This window comes from Acinetobacter sp. 22512, from assembly GCF_052044755.1.
Lineage (GTDB): Bacteria > Pseudomonadota > Gammaproteobacteria > Pseudomonadales > Moraxellaceae > Acinetobacter > Acinetobacter pittii.
Map to the genome: position 1 here is coordinate 1 of NZ_JBQENP010000006.1, position 26,566 is coordinate 26,566.

Annotated in this window: 20 protein-coding genes and 1 pseudogene; 12 read left to right on the plus strand and 9 right to left on the minus strand. The window is 38.3% G+C overall.

Annotated features, from left to right (window positions below; translation table 11 throughout):
* Window positions 1–234, plus strand: a 234-nt coding sequence (locus tag ACTJJG_RS08215) for a hypothetical protein (protein ID WP_440608921.1), incomplete at its 5' end; no start/stop codon positions are given.
* Window positions 235–339: 105 nt separating this feature from the next.
* Here ACTJJG_RS08215 and ACTJJG_RS08220 read toward each other — a convergent pair.
* A pseudogene (locus tag ACTJJG_RS08220) lies at window positions 340–435 on the minus strand (hypothetical protein); the annotation flags it as partial.
* A 225-nt stretch (window positions 436–660) separates the two neighbouring features.
* Between ACTJJG_RS08220 and ACTJJG_RS08225 the strand changes: the two are divergent.
* The 3 genes from ACTJJG_RS08225 to ACTJJG_RS08235 are packed head-to-tail and all read left to right on the plus strand — an operon-like array spanning window position 661 to window position 6,773.
* Window positions 661–2,142: a type I restriction-modification system subunit M gene (locus ACTJJG_RS08225; RefSeq protein WP_069119682.1), complete on the plus strand. Its 1,482-nt coding sequence runs from the start codon at window positions 661–663 to the stop codon at window positions 2,140–2,142.
* Window positions 2,139–3,299 (plus strand): restriction endonuclease subunit S, encoded by a 1,161-nt coding sequence (locus tag ACTJJG_RS08230; RefSeq protein WP_069119684.1) that lies wholly within the window; start codon window positions 2,139–2,141, stop codon window positions 3,297–3,299. Before ACTJJG_RS08225 ends, ACTJJG_RS08230 begins: the two co-directional genes overlap by 4 nt.
* A gap of 30 nt (window positions 3,300–3,329) precedes the next feature.
* Window positions 3,330–6,773, plus strand: a complete 3,444-nt coding sequence (locus ACTJJG_RS08235) for a DEAD/DEAH box helicase family protein (protein WP_069119686.1) — start codon at window positions 3,330–3,332, stop codon at window positions 6,771–6,773.
* Between the two features lie 85 nt (window positions 6,774–6,858).
* On the opposite strand, the gene ACTJJG_RS08240 is transcribed toward ACTJJG_RS08235, so the two are convergent.
* The 3 genes from ACTJJG_RS08240 to ACTJJG_RS08250 form a co-directional block, all read right to left on the minus strand.
* Window positions 6,859–8,205, minus strand: coding sequence for an OprD family outer membrane porin (locus ACTJJG_RS08240; RefSeq protein ID WP_069119688.1), 1,347 nt, complete (start codon window positions 8,203–8,205; stop codon window positions 6,859–6,861).
* A 78-nt stretch (window positions 8,206–8,283) separates the two neighbouring features.
* Window positions 8,284–9,669, minus strand: coding sequence for an MFS transporter (locus ACTJJG_RS08245; protein ID WP_069119690.1), 1,386 nt, complete (start codon window positions 9,667–9,669; stop codon window positions 8,284–8,286).
* A 172-nt stretch (window positions 9,670–9,841) separates the two neighbouring features.
* Entirely contained in the window at window positions 9,842–10,786 is a 945-nt protein-coding gene (locus tag ACTJJG_RS08250) for a dihydrodipicolinate synthase family protein (protein ID WP_000050879.1), read from the minus strand.
* Between the two features lie 187 nt (window positions 10,787–10,973).
* Between ACTJJG_RS08250 and ACTJJG_RS08255 the strand changes: the two genes are divergently transcribed.
* Entirely contained in the window at window positions 10,974–11,864 is an 891-nt protein-coding gene (locus ACTJJG_RS08255) for a LysR family transcriptional regulator (RefSeq protein WP_069119691.1), read from the plus strand.
* A gap of 14 nt (window positions 11,865–11,878) precedes the next feature.
* On the opposite strand, the gene ACTJJG_RS08260 is transcribed toward ACTJJG_RS08255, so the two are convergent.
* Window positions 11,879–12,154: a hypothetical protein gene (locus ACTJJG_RS08260; RefSeq protein WP_000061136.1), complete on the minus strand. Its 276-nt coding sequence runs from the start codon at window positions 12,152–12,154 to the stop codon at window positions 11,879–11,881.
* A 412-nt stretch (window positions 12,155–12,566) separates the two neighbouring features.
* Here ACTJJG_RS08260 and ACTJJG_RS08265 point away from each other — a divergent pair, with 412 nt between their 5' ends.
* The 7 genes from ACTJJG_RS08265 (at window position 12,567) to ACTJJG_RS08295 (ending at window position 21,827) form a co-directional block, all read left to right on the plus strand.
* Window positions 12,567–15,197: a type VI secretion system Vgr family protein gene (locus ACTJJG_RS08265; RefSeq protein ID WP_032057736.1), complete on the plus strand. Its 2,631-nt coding sequence runs from the start codon at window positions 12,567–12,569 to the stop codon at window positions 15,195–15,197.
* A complete protein-coding gene (locus ACTJJG_RS08270; protein WP_032057735.1) occupies window positions 15,198–16,103 on the plus strand; it encodes a DUF4123 domain-containing protein in 906 nt (301 codons plus the stop codon).
* 8 nt (window positions 16,104–16,111) lie between these two features.
* Window positions 16,112–16,546: a hypothetical protein gene (locus ACTJJG_RS08275; RefSeq protein WP_000981409.1), complete on the plus strand. Its 435-nt coding sequence runs from the start codon at window positions 16,112–16,114 to the stop codon at window positions 16,544–16,546.
* A gap of 189 nt (window positions 16,547–16,735) precedes the next feature.
* The gene (locus ACTJJG_RS08280) at window positions 16,736–17,167 is read left to right on the plus strand and encodes a hypothetical protein (RefSeq protein ID WP_000053700.1); all 432 of its coding nucleotides are present in this window, start codon (window positions 16,736–16,738) and stop codon (window positions 17,165–17,167) included.
* A 12-nt stretch (window positions 17,168–17,179) separates the two neighbouring features.
* Window positions 17,180–18,865, plus strand: a complete 1,686-nt coding sequence (locus ACTJJG_RS08285) for a T6SS phospholipase effector Tle1-like catalytic domain-containing protein (RefSeq protein WP_372552565.1) — start codon at window positions 17,180–17,182, stop codon at window positions 18,863–18,865.
* A gap of 191 nt (window positions 18,866–19,056) precedes the next feature.
* Window positions 19,057–19,764, plus strand: a complete 708-nt coding sequence (locus tag ACTJJG_RS08290; RefSeq protein WP_069119693.1) for a YoaK family protein — start codon at window positions 19,057–19,059, stop codon at window positions 19,762–19,764.
* 149 nt (window positions 19,765–19,913) lie between these two features.
* Window positions 19,914–21,827, plus strand: coding sequence for an alpha/beta fold hydrolase (locus ACTJJG_RS08295; RefSeq protein ID WP_069119694.1), 1,914 nt, complete (start codon window positions 19,914–19,916; stop codon window positions 21,825–21,827).
* A 55-nt stretch (window positions 21,828–21,882) separates the two neighbouring features.
* Here ACTJJG_RS08295 and ACTJJG_RS08300 read toward each other — a convergent pair whose 3' ends face one another.
* From ACTJJG_RS08300 to mqo, 4 genes are all read right to left on the minus strand, one after another.
* A complete protein-coding gene (locus ACTJJG_RS08300) occupies window positions 21,883–23,217 on the minus strand; it encodes a basic amino acid/polyamine antiporter (RefSeq protein ID WP_032004190.1) in 1,335 nt (444 codons plus the stop codon).
* 5 nt (window positions 23,218–23,222) lie between these two features.
* Window positions 23,223–24,101 (minus strand): homocysteine S-methyltransferase family protein, encoded by an 879-nt coding sequence (locus tag ACTJJG_RS08305; protein WP_069119698.1) that lies wholly within the window; start codon window positions 24,099–24,101, stop codon window positions 23,223–23,225.
* 216 nt (window positions 24,102–24,317) lie between these two features.
* Entirely contained in the window at window positions 24,318–24,788 is a 471-nt protein-coding gene (locus tag ACTJJG_RS08310) for a hypothetical protein (protein WP_069119700.1), read from the minus strand.
* A gap of 91 nt (window positions 24,789–24,879) precedes the next feature.
* Complete coding sequence (gene mqo / locus ACTJJG_RS08315; protein ID WP_069119702.1) at window positions 24,880–26,520, minus strand: malate dehydrogenase (quinone); 1,641 nt, start codon at window positions 26,518–26,520, stop codon at window positions 24,880–24,882.
* Window positions 26,521–26,566: the final 46 nt, after the last annotated feature.

Here is a 26,566-nt window from a genome sequence, read left to right on the forward strand (position 1 = left end):
AAACCAGTTTTTAAAAACTGCTTAACTAACTGTCCAACTTTATGGGGTCAGATCACCCTACCGCAACGTGAAGGGGACGGTGGTTTTTACACACAGATCTCCCCCTCAGAAGGAGCAAATCTGATGCGCTGTATGTATAGCGGTCTGTCAAAACCGACTGGCAATGTAGGCCAGCGGGACCATAATAATCATAAGTTTTTAACAGGTCAATTCAATTTAAATAAAATATTATAAAAATTTTAAATATAAATTTATATTTTAATTAAATTCAAAAGTTAATATCTCTAAAGCTATAAATTAATAGAAATAATAAAGCTAAACTAAACGTTTAGCCTGTTCTTAAAATATATAACGGTAATTAATAAATACACGATGCTGGTCCCAATCTTTTCGAGACATGCCATTTATTTTCTCGCCTAGGTTTGCATTTTCAAAAATTCAAATCAGAAATAAAAGTTTAAAAAATCTTGATCGAAGCTTTGAAGGCGTCTGTAGTCGTTTGCTTAATTTCTCCTCTAATTCAATCTATCTAAATATAGCTTTAAAAATAAGCAAAAGATTGAGAGGGACGACATGTATTGCCGCTGAACATGTATGGCTATAGCATTTCAAAGATATTTCTAACACAATACGCATCGAAGAAATTTGAGGTTCAACATTGTGATTACGGGCGAGATTAAAAGTAAAATTGACCAAATTTGGAATGCTTTCTGGAGTGGTGGAATTTCTAACCCTTTAGAAGTCATGGAGCAAATGACATATTTACTGTTTATTCGCCGTCTTGATGAAATTCAAACTACAAAAGAAAAAAAGGCGAATCGTCTCAAAATTGCTGTTGAACAACCAATTTTTAAACCAGAACAAGATCACTTACGTTGGTCTAAACTCATTCATTTAGGTGATCCAGCTAAGTTATATAAAACGGTTGCAGAGGAAGTCTTTCCTTTTATTAAAAACTTAGGCCGTGATGATGACACTACTTATAGTCATCATATGAAAGATGCCCGTTTTACTATTCCTAATCCTGCATTATTAACTAAAGTGATTGACCTTTTGGCAGATGTGCCAATGGATGATAAAGACACTAAAGGTGATGTTTACGAGTATATGCTCGGTAAGATCGCTTCAGCAGGTCAGAATGGGCAATTCCGGACACCTCGTCATATTATTAAGATGATCGTGGAGCTCATGCAGCCCAAGCCAACCGATACTATTTGTGACCCAGCTTGTGGTACGGCCGGTTTTCTTGTGGCAGCAAGTGAATACCTTAGCCAACATTACAGTACCGAGATTTTTGCTAATTCTGAAGCAGCAAAACGCTTTAGTGAAGAAACATTCTTCGGTTACGATTTTGACAGTACCATGCTTCGAATTGGTTCAATGAACATGATGCTACACGGGGTCGAAAACCCAAGTATTGAAAACCGTGACTCATTAAGCGAAGCACACTCACATATTGAAAGTAAGTACAGCCTAATTCTTGCTAACCCTCCATTTGCGGGTAGTTTGGACTACGAAAGCTGTGCCAAGAATATTCAGGCGATTGTTAAAACCAAAAAGACTGAATTGCTGTTTTTAGCTTTGTTCTTACGCTTGCTTAAAACAGGTGGGCGCGCTGCGGTGATTGTGCCTGATGGTGTGTTATTTGGTTCATCTAAAGCGCATAAAGATTTGCGCCAAAAAATTGTAGAAGAGCAAAAGCTCGAAGCGATTATTTCGATGCCGTCCGGTGTGTTTAAACCGTATGCGGGTGTTTCCACTGCCATTATGATTTTCACTAAAACTGAGTCTGGTGGTACAGATAAAGTTTGGTTTTATGATATGCAGGCAGATGGTTATTCACTTGATGATAAGCGTAATGAACTAGATGCTTCTAAGCATGAAAATAACAATATTCCTGACATTATTGCTCGTTTCCATAACTTAGCATCGGAAACAGGTCGTAAAGCGACAGAGCAAAGCTTCTTAGTGGATAAAGCTGATATTGCTGCCAATGGTTATGATTTGTCGATTAACCGTTATAAAGAAGTGGTGTACGAGCAAGTTGAATATGAAGCACCAAGTAAGATTCTGGCAGATCTAGAGTTGCTTGAGAAAGACATTCTTAAAGGAATGAATGAGCTTAAGGAGTTGTTGAAGTGAGTGAGTGGGTAACAGCAAAATTTAAAGATGTTGCGAAAGTTGTAACAGGCAAAACTCCTCAGACTTCTAAAACTGAATATTATGGAGGTGATATACCATTTGTATCACCTGCTGATTTAAATGAAAGTGTTTTAGGTAAAACAAAGATTTATTTAACGAAACAAGGTGCTGATCAAGTTTATATAGTACCCAAAAATACTGTACTTGTTTCTTGTATTGGGAGTTTAGGTAAATTAGCAATTGTTAATAAAGAGGTTTGTTTTAATCAACAAATCAATGGATTAATATTCGATGAAAGTAAAATTTTTCCCAAATATGGTTTTTACTTTGCTCAAACATTAAAACCGCAACTAGAAAAAGCTTCTTCCTCTACAACATTACCTATTGTAAATAAATCTCGTTTTTCAGAGTTAGAAATAAAATATCCTTCTCTTGCAGAACAACGCCGAATTGCCTCTATTTTAGATCAAGCGGATGAGCTACGCCAAAAACGTCAGCAGGCGATTGAAAAGCTAGATCAGCTTTTACAGGCTACTTTTATTGATATGTTTGGGGATCCTATAAGTAATCCTAAAGGATGGGATGTTGGATGTATTGGAGATATGCTTGAATCTGTAAAATATGGTTCATCCGACAAAGCGACCTTAGAAGGAGAAATTCCAATTCTTCGAATGAATAACCTAACTTATTCAGGTGAAATGGATTTAACTGATCTAAAATATATAACTAAAGTCCAAGCAGATGAAAAATATCTTGTAAAAGAAGGTGATATTTTATTTAATCGAACTAACAGTAAAGAATTAGTTGGAAAAACAGCCGTTTATGTGGGGCCTGAACCAATGGCGTATGCAGGCTATTTAGTAAGGGCTAGAACTAAAGCAAACTATGCACCAGAATACATCTCTGCTTTCTTAAATTCACCATGGGGAAAAGAGAAATTGCAAAGCATGTGTAAAAGTATTGTTGGAATGGCAAATATTAATGCAAAAGAGTTTCAATCAATAGTTTTGCCTATTCCCCCAGAGAATGAACAAATTCAATTTAAGAATAAGGTATTAACTATTAGAGAGAAAAAGCGATTACTTATTAATCAGTTAAGTATATTGGATACTCTATTTAAATCATTACAAAACCAAGCATTTAGCGGAAATTTATAAATAATTAATTTAAGATTTGAGGGTATATACATGAGTAACTTCTCGTTTCTAGAACCTGACTTTAGCAGTTTGGCTATTACTGCCAAAGAAGCTGAAAAGCTCGTGTATATTTCACCTCAAGCTTCTTTGATGTTTGCCCGAAACTCTTTAGAAAACTTGGTGTTTTGGTTATATCAATATGATAAAAAATTAAACCAGCCTTACGATGCTTCTATTTATAATTTACTAAATGACGTTAAGTTTAAAGACCTTGTCCCACCCTATATTTGGGACAAAATGGACAATATCCGCATGGTCGGCAACAGTGCTGTGCATGGGAAAAAGTTTAAACAACTAACTACCGAAGAAACTGTAAAACACATCAGTCATTTATTTTTAATTTATGTCTGGTTTGAACGTAATTATGGTTCACCTTCAAAAGATCGTTCACAGCCGATTTTATTTAACCCAAAACTAATTCCAAATGCTGACAGCGCTCAGCAAATTACAGCTAATAAAGAGCAATTACAAAAAGAAGCGGAAGCGAAAGAAAAGGAGTTTGCTGAAAGACACAAGGCGCTACGTGAACGTGAACAAAAACTCTTTGAACAATCTGCAAGTTTAGAAGAACGCGAAAAATTACTTGCTAACATTGATGCCGACCTTGCTCAAAAACGAGCTGAAGTTGAACAAGCCAAAATTGCGAATAGTCAGATTCTAGACAACACCGACTATAAAGAAGACGAAACCCGTAAACTTAAAATTGACTTACTTCTTGAAGAGGCAGGTTGGGAAATTGGCAACACCGTACGCGAAGAAGTACCAGTTACCGGTATGCCAAACTCATCAGGTAAAGGCTCAGTTGATTATGTGCTTTATGATGCTGACGGCTTACCCTTAGCGCTTGTTGAAGCAAAACGTACATCTGCCAATCCTGATATTGGACAGCAACAAGCAAAGCTTTATGCGGACTGTTTAGAACAACAAACAGGGCAACGGCCTGTAATTTTCTACACCAATGGCTACAAAACTCGAATTTGGAACGATGTGCAGGGTGGCCCGCCACGATTAGTCCATGGATTTTATACTCAGGCAGAGCTTAAACGGCTTATTGAGCGACGTAAGAATAATCCTGACTTAAGCAGCTTCCCTATAAATACAGAAATTGTAGAACGCTACTATCAGACTCGCGCTATTAAAGCCATGCTAGCAGCATTCCAACGTAAAGAACGTGCTGGTTTGCTCATCATGGCAACAGGTACAGGGAAAACTCGTACATCGATTGCCCTAGTTGATGTATTGATGAAAGCTAATGTAGTGCAAAAAGTATTATTCCTTGCTGACAGAACATCATTAGTCAATCAAGCGACCAATGCTTTTAAAGCCAATTTACCTGATGCTGCACCAGTAAACTTAGTCGATAGTAAGAACCAAAACGGACGAGTTTATCTTTCTACCTATCACACAATGATGGGCCTGATTGATGAAATGAATGCAGATGGAACCCGTAAATACGGTACAGGTATGTTTGACCTGATTATTGTTGATGAAGCACACCGTAGTGTTTATCAAAAATTTGGTGAGATTTTTAACTACTTTGACAGTTTATTAGTTGGTTTAACTGCAACACCGCGAGATGAAGTGGATCGTGATACTTATGCATTGTTTGGTTTAGAAAGTGGTGTCCCAACCGATTACTACGATCTCGATCAAGCTATTGCTGATGGTTATCTAGTACCACCAAAAGCCTATTCAGTTCCTCTTAAATTCATGCGTGAAGGCGTGAAATATGATGAACTTTCAGAAGAAGAAAAACAGCATTGGATTGAATTGGACTGGGAAGGGGGAGATGCACCGGAAGAAGTTTCTGCATCCAAACTTAATAAAGAACTCTTTAATACGGGTACAGTCGATAAGATGCTTCAACACTTAATGGAAAATGGCATTAAGGTAGAAGGTGGTGATCGGTTAGGAAAAACAATTATTTTCGCCGTAAATCAAAATCATGCTAATTTCATTGCCGAGCGCTTCGACAAAAACTATCCGCAATATGATGGTAAATTTGCACGTGTAATTACTCACGCGACTAAGTACGCGCAAAGTTTAATCGATGGTTTTAGTAAAAAAGACCTACCAGACCCACAAATAGCTATATCTGTGGATATGCTTGATACTGGCATTGATGTACCTGAAGTGGTTAATCTGGTGTTCTTTAAAGCGGTACGTTCTAAAGTCAAATTTATGCAAATGATTGGGCGAGGTACACGACTGTGTAAAGAGCTATTTGCACCAGAACAAGATAAAAAAGAATTTTATATTTTCGATTATTGCTCAAACTTTGAATATTTTAATGAAAACCCTGAAGGTGCTCCAGTTTCTACGACTGAACCATTGGGACAACGATTATTTAAAGCTCGATTAAATATTTTGAGTTTATTGAATACCAAAGATTTTGATACTGAAGAACTAAAAGCAGTACAGCAAGATATTCGTCAAAGCTTACAGACAGAAGTGAGATCGATGAACAATGAGAATTTCATTGTGCGGTCTGAACTCGAATATGTTGAACATTTCAAAAATGATAATGCTTGGAATAATTTAGATGACCTATCTATGGGCATATTACGCGAGCATATTTCAAAATTACCAAATGAGCTTGAGGCTGAAACCTTAGAAGCAAAGTTATTTGATATGTTGTGCTATAACCTTGAACTTGCAGTATTAGCAAAGAACAATAAAGCAATTCAAACGTATGCTAATAAAGTGATTGAAGTTGCATCTAAGCTAGAGACTAAAGAAAATATTCCTGTTGTTGCTGCACAAATCACTTTAATTCAAGAAATTCAATCTGCTGAATATTGGAAGGATATTACACTTCCAATGCTTGAATCGATGCGTAAACGTATTCGTGGCTTGGTAAAACTGATTGAAAAATCCACCTCTACCATTGTTTATTCCATGCTAGATGATGAAATTGGTAATGCCGTAGAAATTGATATTCCTGTCGTCTCTAGTGGTGTCAATCTTGCTCAATATCGTAAGCGCGTTGAAAATTTCATTAAGGCGAATGAAAACCATATTACTATCGCAAAATTAAAACGTGGCCTAGCATTAACCCCGACTGACTTAATTGAGTTAGAGCGTTTTGTCTTTGAAGCACAAGAAGTCGAGAGTAAAGAAAAATTTGAAAAGTGTTTTGGTACAGAAAAGTCTTTAACTTTCTTTATCCGTTCTCTAGTGGGTTTAGATCGGCAGGCAGTACAAGAGGCATTTTCAAATTATTTACATGGCACTACATATAACGAAAAACAAATCCGTTTCGTAGAGATGATTATTGACCATTTAACTATGCGCGGAACTTTGGAAGCTTCCCAACTTTATGAACCTCCGTTCAATCAGATTCACTATGAAGGTATTGATGGTGTTTTTGCTGATAGGGATGCTGACAAGATATTTGGCGTTGTTGAAGCATTTAATCAAAGTGCGGTAGCGTAAATTTTTAGTTAAAAAATCATGATTACGACCCGTGCTGTTACATAGTAATAATCATGATTTTGCAACCTAAACGTTTAGCCTGTGCTTAAAATGTATAACGATAATTAATAAATACACGGTGCTGGTCCCAATCTTTCCGAGACATGCCATTTATTTTTTCACCTAGGTTTGCATTTTCAAACTTTGACTCATAATGCAAAAATGAATAACGCACATCTAAGTTTTTCACCCACGGCAAGGCATAACTCACCGTAAAGTCAAAGTAACGCTCTTTACCTTCAATATCACTGCTGATGTTACTTTGATGCGTGCCAAAGCCATAAATATACTTCGCCTCGGTTTTTAAACCTTTCACATAGTCTTTCCAGTTATATTTCAAGCGAAGGGCAACGGCGGTTTCATCGTTATTGGTAAAGTCTGGGCCAATGGTCGCAGAGGTCGGAAACGGGTTAGTGCCGTGATCTTGCGTCAAAACCGAGTTGCGGGCGGAGTGCACAGCAAAGTTATCTTCTATCCAAAAACCATCAAACTTTGAAACGGCAATGCCACCTTCAAGGTTATTCTTGGTCACATTTACATCGACAAAATAACCATTGCCACGGTTGTTAATGTCTTGGCCTTTTACACAGTCCAGCTCGCTTTCGGCACCGCATTTAAACAGCTTGCCATCATCACGCGAGAAAAAAGCACCTGTGTTGAATGTCCACACCAAGCCATGCAAGGGCAATTTATATTGAGCAATCGCCCCGTACTTTTTTAAATAATCTTTGCTATTTAAATATTCGGCATTTACGCTCCAGTTTTTGTATTGATACTTGGCACCAAGCAAACCGACATAATCAATTCGCTCATCATTTTCAGTCACCAGTTTTTCAAAAGAGTCCATGCTGCGCGGTTTCCAGCGGTCATAGTAAGCGATGTAAGTCTGTAGCTGATCATTCAGTTGAAACTGCCCACTCGCACCCGAAAAAGTGTCGGGCACCGCGCGGTTATTGGTGCTTTTAAGTAAGAGTGAGTCTTGCAACTGACGGCCTAATTTAATTTCGCCTTTATCGCCCAGTTTAGCTTTGATGTAGAGCTGCCCTAAAGTCGCAAAGTTTTGGTCGAGTTTGCCGTTATTTTCGACTTCTAAAAGCTGAGCACTCGGCTTGCCAGAGTCAAATAACTTGGTGACTGCATAGAGTGAGCCATCTACTCCAAGCCAGTCCCACATGTACGGTGATTGATAATTTAACTCAAGCCCTAACGCACTTTGTTCATATTCACTTGACGAAGGCGAAGGATTGGCAAGCGTAGGGTGGGCAGTGCCTTCATCGTTCCAGTAACGGGTGTTAAGTTTTAATTCTAACTTGCCAAATTCTTGAGGAAGCTCTGCATAAGCATTGCTCACGCTGCATAAACCAATACAGCCCCATAGCAAATATTTATTCATTTTAAATTCCTTTTTTAAGCATGAATAAGCCCTTTGCCTAACGCTGGGGTTAGGCAAGCTTTTTATGAAATGGATGAATTAAGGAGAGAGTTTTTCGAGCACTTGGCCTTTGGTTTCAATGGCAAACAAGAAGGTCACTAGGCCACCAATGAGTGCCACGACGGCCAGCACACTAAACACATATTGAATGCCATAGCCACCAACCACGAGGCCGACCATAACAGGTCCAATTGCAGAGCCAGCCCGTAACCAAGCGGTACTAAAACCAATGCCCATCGCACGTAGGCGAGTAGGGTAAAGTTCGGCAGCGTAAAGGTATAAAGAGAATGATATGGTCTGCAAAATGGCATAGCTAATCGTTGCGAAAATTACAACTTCCATTGCCGATTTTGCGCCTAAAACCGAGAGGCTCATGAGTGGAATAATCGCCAAGAAAAACGCTGTACTGTACCAAGGGCGGCGGCCAACTTTATCAATCATTAACGCACAGATAATAGAGGCGATTACACCCACGCCCGAAGTAATCCAGCCATAACCTAAACTGGTTTGAAGTGACAGACCAAAGTGTTGTTTGTAAAGAGATGGCAGCCAAGTCACCATGGCATTGTTCACCATATAAACGCAAAACCACATGCCCCACAGGGTAAAGGTACGTTTGCGGTAAATGCCACGGAACAGCTCGCGCCAGTCAGTTTTTGCCATGCCTTGCGGGTTAATTTCTTTAACCACAGGTTCAGCCAAAGTTTTACCGCTTTTGATGGCACCATCTTCAAAGCTTTTGACGACTTGATCGGCTTCTTTAAAACGACCTTTTGAAGCCAACCAGCGTGGTGACTCAGGCAAGAAAAACCGTAAAGGAATCACCAGTAAAGATGGAATTAGGCCCACAATAAACATGACTTTCCAGCCGTAAATTGGCATCAGAAAAAATGCCGCCATGCCTGCAAACATAAGACCGAGTGGGAATAAAACTTCATAGAGCAAGAAAAACTTACCGCGCTTTTCTGCACCAATAAACTCGTTAATATAGGCACTCGCAACGGGCACTTCGCCACCTGTTCCAACACCTTGTAAGAAACGGAAAATTAACAGCGACATTCCGCTCCACGCAAACAGACAAGAAATGTCCATTGCCACAAACAGTAAAATAGTAAAAGACAGTACTTTTAAACGACCGACTTTTTCGGCAAGAGAACCAAAGAAAATCGCACCGACCAGTTGCCCGACATAACCCGCGGCAATGATCGCACCGACGTAGGCAGGCGTCAGGTGCCATTCGGTAATGAGTTGGGGTAAAGCAAAGGCAATCGCAAGAACAGTATAAGCGTCAAAAAAGGTCGCGATACCAATGGTAATTCGCATAAATTGCAATCGACCAGTGACAGGTAGTCGTTCAAGTCTTGCAATAATTTCCGCATTTTTTTGATGATGACTAATTTGTTCTACATCCGCTAGATTTGTCATCTTCTATCTCCTTATTACTACATTCCTCGTAGTTTTGTTGTTCTATTTCGCACTACCTGTTCACCACAGTTTGCATGCTTTTTATTATTGTTTTTAAGAGACATGCCCGATGTTTGGCCTCAGGCAGCGTACAGGAAAAAAAGGCTAGCGTACATGCTAGCCCGAATAGAATTTAAGCAACGGCTTGGGTTAAATCGACCTTGCCAATTCCGGCTTGACGCATTGCATCATGAATTTCTTGCTCAGCACCATCTGCCAGTGGAAGCAGAGGCGAACGCACAGTGGCATGATCCAAAATTCCGCGAGCAACCAATGCATGTTTAAGCGCGACCGTGCCTTCCATGTGTGAACCGCGGTGATAGACATTACGAGTCACTGGTAATAATTGGTCGTGAATAGCACGAGCTTTGGCGTAATCTTTGGCCTTACCTGCTTTAATCATTTCAATTAGCAGTTCAGGGGCAATATTGCCGTAGCCAACCAAAGCGCCGTCTACATCAAACATGGTGTGAAGCAAATATTCATCGTGGCATGTCAACACCTGTAAGTCTGGACGTTCACGGCGAATAATCGGGATTTCGACATCCCAGCGGCGCATGTTACGCACACCATTTTTCATGGCAAATACACCTGGCTGTGCAGAAATATCGAGTAGAGTTTCTAGGTCGTAAGTGGCTTTAGTTGCATCTGGATATTGGAATAAAATAGATGGCAAACCACTTTCTTCATAAATCGCTTTATAGCGGTCTTGTGGTGCGCCTTTTTGATAGCCAAAACGCAACCAGCCATGTGAAGGGTAAATCAAACCTGCCGAAGCACCAGCGCTCACTGCGCGTTTTGCTTCTTCTGCTGCAACCGAAGTACCTTCGAGTGTAATACCAGCGATTACCGGAATTTTGTCATCTACCGATTTAACAAAGCTTTCGATGACCTGCATTTGTTCTTTTTGCGACAAGAATGTTCCTTCACCTGCATGCCCAAGAACAACCAAGCCTTTCACACCATCAATACTGCCTAACCATGAACCTAAACGTTGAATTGCATTATGGTCTACTTGTCCGTCACGGGTAAAAGGAGTCACAGGTGCTGGGGTTAATCCACGTAAATCTAAACTCATAATCGTACTTCCTATACAGTGTAATTAAATATTCTCTGGTTCTTAATCTGACTTAAATCGTGTTGTAGAGAACATGATTGGAGTATAGAAATAGGTGAGCTATGTAGGAATTACCAATTCTTGAATTTCAGTTATACTGAAAATGTATAGCTAAAAATGCTGCCTATTTACGATTTAGGAAGAATCGATGAATTATGAATTATGGAAAATATTTTTAGACGCGGTGGAACTCGGTAGCTTAAGCAAAGTCGCCATGCTGCATAACACCAACCAACCGCAAATCAGTCGGCAAATGAACGAGCTTGAAGCACAATGTGGCGGTCGTTTATTTAACCGAACTGGACGCGGCGTTGAGTTGACCGATTTAGGTCAGCATTTACTTCCTAAAATTCGTTCATGGCTGAACGTGACCGACCAACTCAATAATGAAATTTTGCACTCGACCGATACCCCAATTGGTACGGTTCGCATTGCCAGTTTACCGTCTACTGCTCATCCATTGTTATCGACTCTGTATAAAGTGCTTCAAGAGAAATATCCCTTAATTAAACTGTCGGTGCGTGAAGGGCAAGGGGTGCATTTAGAAAAATGGCTTGAAGATGGTAGTGTCGATTTAGCCATACTTTATCGCTTTAACCCGACGCCTAAACAAGGCGATGTTTACCTTTCCCAAGCCGATACTTATTTGGTCGGCTGTGAAGGAGATGTACTCACTCAGGCCAATGAAGTCGACTTTAAAGAGGTAAGCCAGTTACCACTGGTCACCTTTTGCAGGCCAAGTAACTGGCGAAACTTTTTAGACCACATGGCCTATGAAAATGGGGTAGAGCTAAATATTGTGTTTGAAGCTGACTCGATTAGTTTACAAACCCATTTGGTTTCCGAGTCTCGCATGTACACCATGCTGGGGCCGCAAGCGTTAAAAAAAGCCAGCCAATACACCTCAATTCAAGCCGCAAAAATTATTAATCCCGCGCTCAAGCGCTATATATCTTTGTCTATTTCTAAGCACGGCTATTTAACGCCTGCGTGTAAGGCGGTGATGGAAGAAATTAGAAATCTTGCCGATTTGCTTTAAAAAAACTTGTAACTTTATGACTGGCACTGTTGCATCGTTCGAAGCATCGTTTTTACAAAATCACGCGGCACTTCTGGGCTTTGTAGACTTAACTTTCCAAGCTTATGCATGAGTTTTGGGGAATATTGGCGTTCTAAACGGTGATAAATACACAGACAGGTCGCGCGACTATGTCCAGCGGCTACGCATTTTAAATAAAAGTCTCGGTGTGCATTACTTTTATAGCCAGCAGAGGCAATTGATACAAATAATAATCCACCCAAAAAAACTGAAAAATTATAAAGAGACATATTCCTTCTCGTCATTGTTGTTTTCTTTATCAATCACTCAGCACAACAGCCGTTTGTGCAAAATATTGGCGAAACTTGCGGCTTCATCATAGTTAGAACAGTTTTAGAGGTCAAATTGATTTGGTGATAAAATGACTAAATAATTTTTGGAGATAAGTTTCAGAATTTAATAAATATTTTTAAATAAAAATTTAAGATTATTTTATTTTTAATTAAAATCGATAAATATTATGAAATTACATTTATTCAATTAAGCAAAAGCTTATTTTAAGATAACTTTTTAATACAAAAATATTATTATATTTAATTGTTTGATTTTAATTAAATTTATTGAAATTTAACATGTTTCTTTGTTTGAGCTTATTGTATCTGTTTGTTAACATAATTAAGTCAATTCGTGGTTAAAATAACAATGTTGAATAATATTTTTGATTTCTTAGACAAGATTGGTTTTGCTTCACAAAAACGGGCTCTACATATTTATTTTACTAATTCTGAAATAAATAATCAGGTTTTTTTACAACGTATTGATGGCTTTCATTCTATAAATGAAGGGCTTTCTGCTGAGCTTATTTGCTTATCAATAAACCCTTATATTTCTTTAAAACAATTTATTGGATCCCAAGTTGCCGTAGAACAAGTAACAGATTCAGGTAAATTATTTAGAACTACAGGAATTATCACAGGGGCGAGTCAAGGGCAAAGTGATGGCGCACTTTGTTTATATAAACTGACTATGCAAGATGCGACAAGTTTATGGCACAAACGACGTAATAGTCGGGTGTTTATGAATAAAAGTGCAGTAGAAATTATTGAGATTATTTTTAAAGAATGGCAAAACAAAAGTTCTTTATTTGCCACAAGTTTACAACTAGATAGCAGTGGCTTAACTAAGAATTATGATATTCGACCTTTTTCTATGCAGTCGAATGAAAGTGATTATGCGTATTTAACCCGTCTCATGCGGGAAGAGGGTATCAACTGGTTAATTGATGAATCAGAGTCTATGGTCTTGAGTAATAGCCAGACGATTGAGCCTCAAAAACTACGCCTTATTGATCATAATAATGAATATAAAGTCTTAGAGCGTCGAGCTATTCGCTATCATAGAAGCGATGCAACTGAACAAAATGACAGTATTACCAGTTTTATTGCACAAAGACAGCTGCAGCCCACGGCAATCCATCTTCAACGTTGGCAAGCAGATAACTTAAGTCAAGAAGATGCAAGTGGTAGTGTTTTAAGCGCACATCAGCATAGTTCACAACGTGATAATGAAAGTTTAAGTCTTGAACAGGCATGGACAATTGCACCTGCTTGGATTACGGACTTAAACGGAGAAGATCAGGCAACCACTTCAAGCAATAGTCAGATTGAAAAACTAAATAAACAATTAAATCAATATCAAGCTTTGCAGGCAAAGTATTTTATTGCTCGAAGCAGCGTACGAGATGCTCAAGTTGGTTATTGGTTCAAGTTAAATGAACATCCTGAACTTGAAAGAAATCATGAAAGTTCTGATAAAGAATTTTTGATTTTAAGTAAGCGGTTTTATAACCAGAACAATTTACCAAAAGATATACGTGATCAAGTTGAACAACTATTAAGTTTGAGCCATTGGCAAGTCAGCCATGATCGAGCGCAAGAACGTCAAGCCAATGAACTCATGGTTGTACGCCGCTATATCGATATTGTTCCAGAGTTTGACCCATTAATACATCGTCCCTCGGCCCATGTGCAACGGGCCAAAGTAGTGGGTTTAGATGGAGAAGAAATTCATGTAGATGAATGGGGGCGTATCAAGGTTCGTTTTTTATTCACCCGTACCGATGACCATCAACATGATGGAGGTGCAGGAAGCAATGACAATGATACTGACTCGGCTTGGGTAGATGTATTAACGCCATGGGCAGGGGAAGGATACGGTGCACGCTTTTTGCCACGAGTGGGTGAAATCGTTGTAATTGACTTTTTTGATGGAAATATTGATCGTCCATTTGTTACAGGGCGAGTCCATGAAGGGCAACGGTCACCTACCAAATTTGATATTAAAGGCCAGCTACCGGATACTAAAAAGTTAAGTGGTATTCGTACTAAAGAAGTAAGTGGGTCTGGTTTTAACCAACTTCGGTTTGATGATACGACTGGGCAAATTAGTACTCAGCTTCATAGTAGTCATGGGGCAAGTCAATTAAATTTAGGTAACTTAAGTCACCCTAAAGAGCAGGCTGAAAGTGATGGAAGAGGTCAGGGATTTGAATTAAGGTCTGATTTATCTGGCGCGATTCGTAGTAAAGGACTATATGTTTCAACTTTCATTCAACCGGGTGCTCAAAAAACACAACTCGAAGCAAAGGAAGCGATTGAAAATCTTTCCGAGGGCTTGGAGCGTATGAAAGCTTTATCTGAATATGCAGGTAAACAGCAAGCAGAGGCAGCAGATATGCTTCAAAATGTTGAGTTCTATATCAAAAAAATAGAATCTCAATGGAAAGATTTAAAAGCCATGAAAGATGCACTCATGCTTTTAGCTGCTCCTGAAAGTATTGGCCTAACTTCAGGCAAAGATATCCATATTCAGGCATCCGAAAGCATTACGCTTGGTAGCGGAAAATCTATTAATACAAGTACAGATGAAAATCTAATTTTAAATGCGAAGAAAAAAGTAAGTTTATTTGCAGGTCAAGAAGACTTAAAAATTTATGCTGCTAAAGGCAAGTTTGATATTCAGGCCCAAGACAATGTACTCGACGCTTCTGCAAGATTAGATGTCAAAATTACTTCATCAGAAGGCAAAGTTGAAATCAATAGTCCTAATGAAATTGTATTAAGGGCTAAAGAGAGTGCATTAAGAATTGATGCATCAGGGGTAACAATAATTACCCCGCAAAAATTTACGGCTAAAGCTGGTCAACATCTCTTTACAACAGGAGCAAGTGAAACCCCAACCTTACCGATTTTTCCAAATAATGTATGCTGGGAATGTTTGGCGAGACGAGCAGCGCAGAGGGGTGCATTTATAAACAAAGGGGATGGTCGATAAATGACTGCTAAACTACCGCTTCAGACATTTTTTAAAACATTTGAGCCACACTCTTTTGCAGAAGTTGGATTAAACGTTTTTGCACTTGCAGATGCTGCACAAGATGATAGTTTCTTGAAGAAATTTGAGCATCTACGTCAAAAATGCCTTTTGTTAGAAGCTAGTGGTGAGGAGGCAAAAGCGGTATCTCCCCATTTACTTCAACTCCCTCAAGATTTTTCATCACAAGAATGGCAATGGATACAACAAAATATTGCAGGCACGGCTCGCATGACAATTATAGTAAGCCCTTTGTCCTTCAATTATTTGTTTGAGCATTTAAGAAAATTTTTAGAAGTGAAATTTGAAGGTGGACTCGAAATGTTTTTGGCATTTTGGGACCCTGTAATCTTAGCTACCTTGGTTGGCCATAAAGAAAATAAAACTTTGTATGTCGATGGGCCTGTATTCAATACTCAGCAGATTAAAGACTTACTTACTCCTATTCAAAGTTGGTGGTATTGGGATAGGTTAGGCAAGCTTCAAGTAATTTGGGGGATAAATGAACGGGTTGAACAATTACCTTATGTGCAAGTTCCTTTAACTTTTACTGTTGAACAAGAAGAAATGATGGTTGAGGCAACTTTTCCTGATAATCTTATTTATTATTTAAAACTCAATAATGAATTCCTTATTAGTCATATGACAGATAATGAATTATATCAATTTGTTATTAAATCCATTCCTGAGGCTAGAGCGTATAACTTATTTGGTACACGAGATATTTTAAATTTTATTTGTTTAAAATTGATTTATAAAGAAAACTTTTTAACAGATAAAGGGTTAAATCAAAAACTAGAACGCTTAAAAGATAAAAAAATATCTATGGATGAAGTGATGGTCCAACTTGTAGCAAATGCGAGTTAATAAATTTTATGATGAATAAAACACAATGGTCGAATAGATTATTACTAATATTTGGTTTGATATTCAGTCTTGTAGGCTGTGTTAGCCTTGGTCCAAATGCGACTTATAATATGGGTACAACATCCTTTCAATATTTTACTTCTTACCATGCTTATATGACTGAGATAAATGGTGAGGAAATTGGAGGAGGATTTGGTGGAGGCATGAATACTTCTCCAGTTAAGATTGGTTCACAAGTCATTACATGGGGAGAAACAAATAGTAAAAAAAAGCATGTGGCAAAGAATCAAGTTATTCTTACGAAAGAACAGTTAAAAGGAAAAAAATATTTAGCAGTACATCTTTATCCTGATGATACTGTAGAAATAACGACTTCAAATAATTGGCCTATACCAACAGAAAAAGGGATAAAGTGGATGCATGACTTAAAAAAAGCTAAATAAGTTTTGGAAGAATATATTAGTTGAACTATATAAATACTATTTTTTTATTAATCAACTGATATATAGCTAAGGCTGAAGTAGGTGGTTTTTTTATCCAATAGTTGGTATTAAATTATAAGTTATTAAATTTATAAAAATCATAAGTTTTTATAAATTTAATAACTGGATTATAGAGTGAGGTTTAATGAAATGAGTTTAAAGAAAATATTACTGTTCCCGGTTAGTTTAATGTTGAGTGCAGCAGGTTGTGCAGGTATTGGTCCAAATGCGACTTATAATATAGCGGCTACATCCTTTAATTACGATCCAAGTTATACAAGTTATATGGTGAAGTTGAATGGTTCTGAAATAGGTGGTGGATTTGGAGGTGGAACAAATACTGCTAGCGTAAAGATAGGACCACAGATAGTTACATGGGGAGAGACAAATAGTAAAAAAAAGCATGTAGCAAAGAATCAAGTTATTCTTACAAAAGAACAATTAAAAGGAAAAAAATATTTAGCAGTACATATATATCCTGATGATACCGTAGAAATATCAACTTCAAATGACTGGCCTAATCCCATAAAAAAAGGTCTCGATTGGCGGACTGACATTTGGGAAAAAAATCATAAAAACTAAAGAGATTATGTCATGGATATAAATTTAAAAAGAGTACAGGTATTAAATAGTGATATTTCAAACGATGAGCCATCATGCAAACAAGATTGTAGCGATGTAGTTAATATTTCGGTATTTTTTGATGGTACTGGTAATAATAAAAAAGAGGATGAAGATACCAAAAGGTGGTCAAATCCTGCTCGATTGTGGAGAAATGCTCAAGGATTAAGAGAAAAGGAAATGGCTGATAAAAACAAGCAAATATCGCCAAATTACGCTATCTATATTTCTGGTGTTGGAACAAGATTTAATGCTGAGTTAAATATCTTTCAAAGGGCTATTTCGTGGGTACAAGATAACCTTGGTTTAGGTGCTGGTGCTGGGTTGGGAGGTGCAAGACGTTTAGATTATGGTGAAGACCAGTTAAATGATGCTTTAAAACAAATCCTGATTTTTAATGCACAAAAGGTTGAAAAAGACATTAAAAAATATGTAATTGAAAAAAAGGAGTACAGCTTTGCTGAAGTCGATAAAAGTTTAAAAGAACATCGATTAATTAAGAAAATTAATATTTCTGTGTTCGGTTTTTCACGGGGCGCTGCACTTGCCCGTGCATTTACAAATCAGTTTATGTGGCAATGTCAATCAGACTGTGATGGGCTGACGTATGGTCAAGGTAAGTATCCGATTGAATTTAAGTTTTTAGGAATTTTTGATACGGTTGCTTCATTTGGCTTGCCTGCCACAAATTTAAGTAATAGCTTACCTTTTTTAGAACGTGATTTGGTTGTAGATGAGCGGGTTCAAAACTGTTCACATTATATCGCTGGTAATGAACTGCGCTTTGCTTTCCCTGTTGATGTTATTCATAAAGACAATAAGTTAGCTAACAGTAATTGGAAAGAAGTGGTATATCCCGGAGTACATTCTGACGTTGGTGGTGGTTATGAACCAGGTAGCCAAGGAGTAAATGACAATTTTGCCCGAATTCCGTTAAAACATATGCTAGAGGATGCCTTACAAGCAGGTGTCAAAATGTATAGCTATGATGAGTTGAAATTAAAACATTCCGAAATTTTTGAGCAGTTTGAAATTCAACCAGATTCTCAAAAATATTATGATGCAGTAAAAGCCGCTATACCAAGCCAAGGAAGTATTCAAGATCAGATTAAAGGTTGTATGAAAATTTACTACGGTGCCTACGGTACGATTGCACGTGCTGGAAATGAACTTTCTGTTAGTCAGCGTGTACGTCAGGAAAATAAATATCGTGAACTTATACCAGTTGGCCCATCCGATATGGCAACTGAAATGCAAAGATTAATGAAACTAAAAGAAGCAACCGCTTCGAAAAAAGATGGTTTTAATATTTTTAGAGTTTTTTCACCGGTTTCAACTGCCTATGAATATATGATTGGTGTAGAAGATTGGCAATTTGAGAGTTGGAATACAAATGTCAGTGATGATATTAAAAAATTCTATTTAAATTATGTTCATGACTCTAAATATGGCTTTTTAAGTAATGTAGAACCATTTAGTTATTTCCGTCAGAGAAAAGTTTATGAGTCACGTCGTAGCGCCAGTGGTGAAGGGTGGGATAAAAAAGCTGCTGAACAGAAAGTAACTTGTAGTGTCCCTAAACAAGAAATACCGCAAAAGCAGTTTATTGATGCTTATGAACAAGCTCAACTAACAGAGAACTTTTTAAATGCATCTTAGTGATGCATTTAAAATCCCTTATCTTTAAAAATAAAAAGTCCAATTGCATTGTATCTTTTTTAAATACACTCTGTCTTAAAATGAACAGCTAGGTTTTTACATTAAGATCTGTTGTTATTAATGAATGGAATTTATATTAAATTTCTGACAAAAATTTTCTAATTAAAAACCAATATTTGATAGGAAAGGTAATGCCAGAGACTTCAATTCAACAAGAAACACAAAGTACGTGGGCAATATGTCGAGATCCTGTTTTATTGACTATGGTGGGCGGGGCAATTGATACCATTGGCTTTATTGCGTTATTTGGTTTTTTTACTGCTCATGTGACGGGCAACTTGGTATTGGCCGGGGCTGCGTTGGTGAAGGGTGGTGCCGGTTTATGGATTAAACTTGCGGCTATTCCATTGTTTATTGTGACGGTGGTGATTACCAAACTTTTAATTGACCGTAGTCAGACCAAACACAAAACGCTGTCTTATTTATTTTTATTTGAAGCTATTTTTCTCTTTGCTTTTATGGCTGCTGGGCTTTACTTTGAGCCATTTAAAGATCCGGATGCATTAACAGTTGCAGTAACGGGTGGGCTAGGCTTAATTGCTTTGGCTATTCGTAATACTTCAAGCAAAACCCTTATTAAAAATATTAGCCCAAGCACCATGATGACAGGTAACACGACTCAGCTCGGGATTGATATTGCCAACTTACTTAAAAACAATAATGCAGCCAATCGGGCAAGTTTTCTAAAAAGTGCCAGTATTGTAATTGGTTTTGTGATTGGTGCTTTCTTAGGGGCGATACTTTATGTCTATTTTGATTTCTGGAGTGTAGCGCCGTTTATCTTACCAATTTTGTATTTCTCTTATTTAGCTTCACAGCAAAAGTTCAACCAAGCTTGATTTGCCAAAATAACAAATTAGCCTGAATTAAAATGAGTTCAGGCTTTTTTTTGAAATAAAGGAAGACGGAAGCGGAGTCGAAATTGTTCGTTCACTGCTTTACAGGCATAATGACCAGATGGGGAATACATTCGATTAAGGAAGGCAGAATGACAAAGTCTTACCATTATTCAATCATAACAATAATGGCTTTGCTCAGTGGCTGTCAGGTCATTCATTTAAAAGAAAGTAATTTAAGCAATGCTTTAAAAAGTAAGAATGAAAGTATTCTGACCGACGGTACCTTAAGTCATCAAACCCAAAACTTACTGTATTTGGTCAAAGAAGATGAAAAAACTTGCCTACAAAATTTTGATGATTGTTTAAATAAGGTTCAGAGCCTGTCCGAAAATAGCAGCCGAGAAGAACGCTATGCTGCGCTGAGTGAAATTTACTTGGCAAAAGCTTTAGATGTCGGGCGTAGTAGCCAGTGTAATGTCATTAATAAAAGTAACAGTTGCGTTGAGCAAGAGTTAGCGCTGTTCGATAAAAGCTTGCGCTATAGTTATGTCTATTTATTTGACTCTGAAGAGTCGCCTTTCGATCGGGTGTTTGACCATCGCCAAAATCAGGTACGTATTTTTTATAACGTCGCCTTGTCAAAGCTTATGACCACGTATTTTAATCATTTAAATACGCATCGCTTTCCACCGTTGCTTAAAGCGGATGGTCATGAGTACCACGTCAATTTTGACCACGCGTTAGATGTACAAAAAATTGAAGTCGATACTTTTCGCTCAAGCTATAACATGAACTTTTCTGGTTTTAATACTGTTAACCGTAAGGATGGTTTAGGTGCAGAGTTTATTGTTGGGCGTAAAGAAAATGATGTGAATCACGGCTTCATTTTAGACCCAGATAATTTTTATGCTCACCAAGCCAACCCTAATATTCATTTACCACGCTTCTTTCCAGCCACTGCTATTGCATACCCAAAACAAAAAGCCACAGCCGATCAGGTCATTGCTGGGGCAGAGTTAGAAATTGCGATGTTCGATCCATATCGACAAGACCGTGTAAAAATTGAAGGAGTGGACTATCCACTGACTGCAAACTATTCGGCACCTTATGGGCTGTGGTTATCGAAATATAATTTAGGTGCAGCAGGTTATTGGTCTTTAATTAATAAAGAAGCCAATTTAATCATGCCGCATTTATATATGCTGGAACCTTTTAACCCGAATAAGAAAATTATTGTGTTTGTTCATGGTTTGGCAAGTAGTCCCGAGGCGTGGGTGAGCCTAACCAATGACATTATGGGCGATGCCGAATTAAGGAAAAACTATCAGGTTTGGCAAGTGTTTTATTCAACCAATATGCCGATTTTTGAAAGTCGTTTTCAGATTTATTCTTTGCTGAATCAGGCTTTTCAAAACATTGCCAAAGACAGTTATGCTGCACACGATGCAGTGCTGGTCGGGCATAGCATGGGTGGAGTGATTAGCCGTTTATTGGTCAGTGATGCTGATGTTTCAGAGCAAGCCATACAAAAAATGAATGAAGCGCAGTTAAAGCGTTTAAAAGAAAATCCTGTTATTCGTGAGCGTTTTCAGTTCAAGGCTTTGCCATATTTTAATCGAGTTGTTTTTGTTTCGGCACCGCACCATGGTACTGACTACGCTGACCGATGGTTTACCCAAATTGCCCGCCGTATTATTCGTTTGCCCGCTGATTTTTTTATTGCAGTTGAAATGAGAGATGAGAAAAATACAAAACTCAGAAAAGGCTTAATTGAAAATGGGGCGAGTAATTTAAGTCGCTCTTCTAACTTTATGCAGTTGACTCAAGCTATTCAACCGTCGCCACAAGTGGTCTATCACTCGATTATGGGCAATATTAACGGGACAACAGATAAGTTAAAAAGTAGTGATGGAATTGTGCCTTATCAAAGTTCACACTTAGGTGGTGAACAGTCAGAACTAATTATTAAGGGTGGGCATTCGATTCAAACTAGCCCTGAGGCAATTTTAGAGTTACGCCGTATTTTACGATTGCATTTAAAGCAGTCGCAGCCTTCAAAATAGAAATTTTTGTTTTTAGAAAACCACTGCTGAACTAGGTCAACAGTGGTTGAAATAATTAATTTAGCTGATTTTGTTTGAGCGATTTTTTATGCTCAAAATAGCTGATTGAAAAAATAACCAAGCCGACCAAATACAACACACCAGACAACAGCAGTAAGTCTAGTCCTGCGGCATAGAGTAACCAAAGCGCATAGATTGAAGCGACACTTGCAATCGCAATATGCGGCATGCGTTTATGGCGAATGGATTCTTTAAGGTAAAAAGCCGACACCAGAAAATAAGGTAGCAAAATCATCACCGATGAAATCAATAAAAGCTGAGTGTAATTTTTATTGAAAAAATACACGGCAATGAGTGAGCCTTGTACAACAAGCGTCGTCAGCCAAAGTGATGAAATCGGCACATTATTTTGATTATTTTTTAAAAATAATTTCGGGAAAGCACCATTTTTTGCAGCCAGAAATGGAATTTCAGTGGCAAATAAAGTCCAACTTAAATATGACGATGCAACCGAAATAATCAGCCCGATAGTAATAATAATGGTACCCGGCAAGCCGATCAGTTGCTGCAAAATGGTCGCCATAGATGGGTTATGCATGCCTGCAAGCGCTTCACGACTCGCCACACCATAAGCCAATACTGTCACCATCACGTAAAAACTTAATGCCAGCAAAACACCTAAAATAGTTGCTTTACCAATATCATGACGTTTTTTTGCACGCGATGATAAAACTACAGCACCTTCAATACCGGTAAATACCCAAAGGGTAATGAGCATCAGGTCTTTCACTTGCTGCCAAAGTGGAACTTGCAAAGAAAAGTCATGTAAGTTGAGTTTGAATAAATCAAACTTAAAGGCAATGAAGGTAAAGAAGATGAAAACCACCATTGGAATAATTTTGGCAATGGTTGCCAGTAAATTCACAATCGCAGCTTCTTTAATGCCTCGACTCACTAACCAGTGCACCAACCATACAAAAATGCTTGAGCCAATCAGTGAGTAGAGCGTATTACCTTCACCAAAAATAATATGGTCTTTGCTGTCGGTAAACATACCAACGCCTGAAAAGGCAATCACTACATAACCCACAATACCAATGGTAGTACACAACCAATAGCCCCACGCCGAGCAAAACCCGATCAGGTCTCCAAAGCCTTCGCGTGCATAGTTATAAATACCGCCGTCAAGGTCCGGTCGTTGACGCGTTAAATGCAACAATGAGAGGGCCAAGAAAATAATGCCGACCCCAGTAATGAGCCATGCAACTAGAAGGGCAGAACCATTGGCAACTTGAGCCATATTTTGGGGGAGGCTAAAGACGCCTGACCCCACCATAGAACTAAAGACCAGCGCTGTAAGAGACAATAATCCGATTTTGGCAGCAGACATGGCATTTATTCTTTAAAAAATTGAGAAAGTTCAGCAATGTGTTCTGGCCCGATACCACAGCAACCACCCACTAAACTTGCACCTGCTTGCTGCCATTGTTTAGCAAAACCTAGATAAGCTGGAGGATCTAAGTCTTTACGAATTTCATCGAGACCATCGTTGGCAGTAGCGCTTTCATCTTGCGGTGGGAAAGCATTGGCGTAAGCACCAATCTGCACCGACTCTGGAATGAGTCCTTTAATTTCATTAATTGCTTGCAAGATCACTTCAGGTTGGCAGCAGTTAAACAATACTGCTTTGGCATTTGATTGTTTGATGAAATCAGCCACTTGTTGCATATTTTCGCCTGAACGAAGTAATGCTTGTTCTTGTTTAATTTCATCTTGCAGCGTAAATGACACCCAATAGTCTTTACCATCTTGTGGTAATAACGCATGGACTGTTTCGACTTCTTTTAAGCACGATTGGGTTTCAGCGAGCCAGAAATCTACTTCTGGTGCCAATGTGTTAATGATCGGCTCAGCAAGGTTTTTAGCTTGTTCAGGTTGGAACAGGTCAGCACGATAAGAACCAAATAATGGTGGTAAGCAGCCTGCGATTTTGACATTTTTGCCACTTTCTTTAACTGCATTTTTTGCTTGTTCAATTGCAACTTTAATTAAACGCACACCGTCAGTTTCAAAGCGTTCTTGTCCAATGTGAAATGGCACAACAGCATAGTTGTTAGTCGTAATAACTTCTGAACCAGCGTTAATAAAATCGAGATGTACTTCTTTTACTGTTTCTGGTGCTTCAATGAGTGCAAGCGCAGACCACTCTGGTTGACGAAACGGAGCGCCACGACGGGCTAATTCACGGCCTAAACCGCCATCTAAAATTTTCATAAATTACAACATAAAGGGAGAAAAATAATTCAGCTAATCTAGCGTGTAGATGGATCGTATTCAATCGCGAATATGCTCGATATATTTCTAAATAAATTAGATTGTTATGAATATTTTTTCTTAAAAGGATTTCTGTAGACGATGTTCAGTTTTACTGATGAACTTCATGTGAAAAAGATTACGTATTTATTTGAAAATATAGACTAAAAAATAATCTTATAACGCGCCATATTGTTGCCAACTTTCACCAGTGTGCTGAGTTTGATAATACGCTTTAAGCTGTTCAAGCTGCATAATGTGTATGCCTGACCAAATTAATAAACTGATGAATATTAAAACTTTAGATAAGCGACGAACTTTTTCTAGGCGAGCAAAAGCTAACAGTACAAAAAATAAGGCAGGTAAAAATATAAAGAATTGAACAGGGGAGAAAAATAAATGAGCAGTACTGAAATATAACGCTACTGCACCCATCAGCAGATTTAAAACAGAACATAGCTTTTGATATTTACCGAGCTTAAAAGAGAAGGCAGTTATGACAAGTAACACCGCTGAGCTGATGTAAATTGCTGTGCCGCCAATCATCCACATATAAAAACCGCTAACCAAAAGATAAGCCAGCAGTAAAACAAGCACGAGCTTAAAACCAAATGACAAGAGGCGAGGTGATGGGTTTAAAGGCTTCATAGTGAATCTAAATATCTCAACTGAGGTCTTAAAAAACAAAAGGACGAATCGAAATTCATCCTTTTGGAATTTTACTTATACATCGTCAAACTTAGTTTGCTTTTGCAATTGGGGCAGCAGCAGTTTCATCGTTTGCAGCTTTGAACGGAGATGTGTAGTTCAAGCCAAGCGTAGAACTTGTGTATTGACGAACTTTGTCGAGTAACACAGGATCTTTGCTTAAGTCTTGTTTATAAGACACTACAATTTCATGAAGCTTCTGGTTCCACTTACCTTCAGTTTGCTCAGGGAAAGCTTTTTCAAGCAAGTTAAGCATGATGTATGGAGAAGTCGAAGCACCAGGCGACGCACCTAACAATGCAGTTACAGCACCATCTTTAGACGCAAAGATTTCTGTACCGAATTGAAGTGTTGCAGGTTTACCCGGTTCTTTCTTGATGATCTGAACACGTTGACCACCTTGGCTTAAACGCCAGTCTTCAGCTTTCGCATCTGGGTAGTACTTACGAAGTTCATTGAGACGGTCTTCATCTGACATCATGACTTGGCTAACCAAGTATTTAACAAGATCAAGGTTTTCCAAGCCAACAGTAGTCATTGGTAAAACGTTGTTTTTGTTGGTTGATGCAAGTAAATCAAGCTGAGAACCATTTTTCAGGAACTTGTTTGAATACGTTGCAAATGGGCCAAACAATACATATTTTTTACCGTCGATATAACGTGTATCAATATGCGGTACAGACATTGGAGGCGCACCAAGTTCAGCACGGCCATACACTTTTGCTGTGTGTTCAGCAGTAATTTTTGGGTTGTCAGTAATTAAGAACTCACCACCAACAGGGAAGCCAGCATATTGTTTAGCTTCAGGTAAACCAGTAAGTTGCAATAATTTAACTGCTGCACCACCTGCACCGATAAATACAAAACGTGTTTTAACGTGATCTACTTTACCAGTTTTCAAATTTTTGAAAGACACAGTCCAAGTTTTGTCATCATTTTGGCTGATGCCAGTCACTTCAGTTGATGTCTGTAATTTGAAATTAGGATTTTGATTTAAATGACCCACTAATTGTTTAGTGATTGAACCATAGTTCACGTCAGAGCCAACATCCATACGGGTTGCTGCAACTTTTTGACTAGGGTCTCGGTCATTCATCACTAAAGGTGCCCATTGTTTAATCACAGCTGGGTCTTCAGTAAATTTCATACCTTTGAACAACGGGCTTTGGATCATGGCAGCATAACGTTTTTCTAAGAATTGAACGTTATCGCCCCAAACGAAAGCAATATGTGGAACTGGATTAATGAATGATTTTGGTTCAGCTAAAACGCCTTGTTTTACCTGATATGACCAGAACTGTTTAGCAACTTCAAATTGAGAAGCAACTTTTTCAGCTTTGGCAATTTCCATCTTACCGTTTTTCTCTTCGGTATAGTTCATTTCCATAAAGCCAGAGTGGCCTGTTCCGGCATTGTTAAAGCCGTTTGAACTTTCTTGAGCAACTTGGTCAAGACGCTCAAACATACGAATTTGCCAGTTTGGTTCAAGCTCAGTGAAATAAGTACCGAGAGTGGCACTCATGATGCCGCCGCCAACAAGAACAGCATCAACAACTGGCTCATCTTTTGCAGTTTCAACTTGTTTTGACGTTGTTGGTCTAAACAAGAATGCAATACCTGCAATTAGAATAAGAATGATTAATACCAGAAGGTATTTCAAAAACTTTTTCATGTAAGGGGGACCTTAAAATAAGTTATTTGAGTCACTTAAGGTGTGA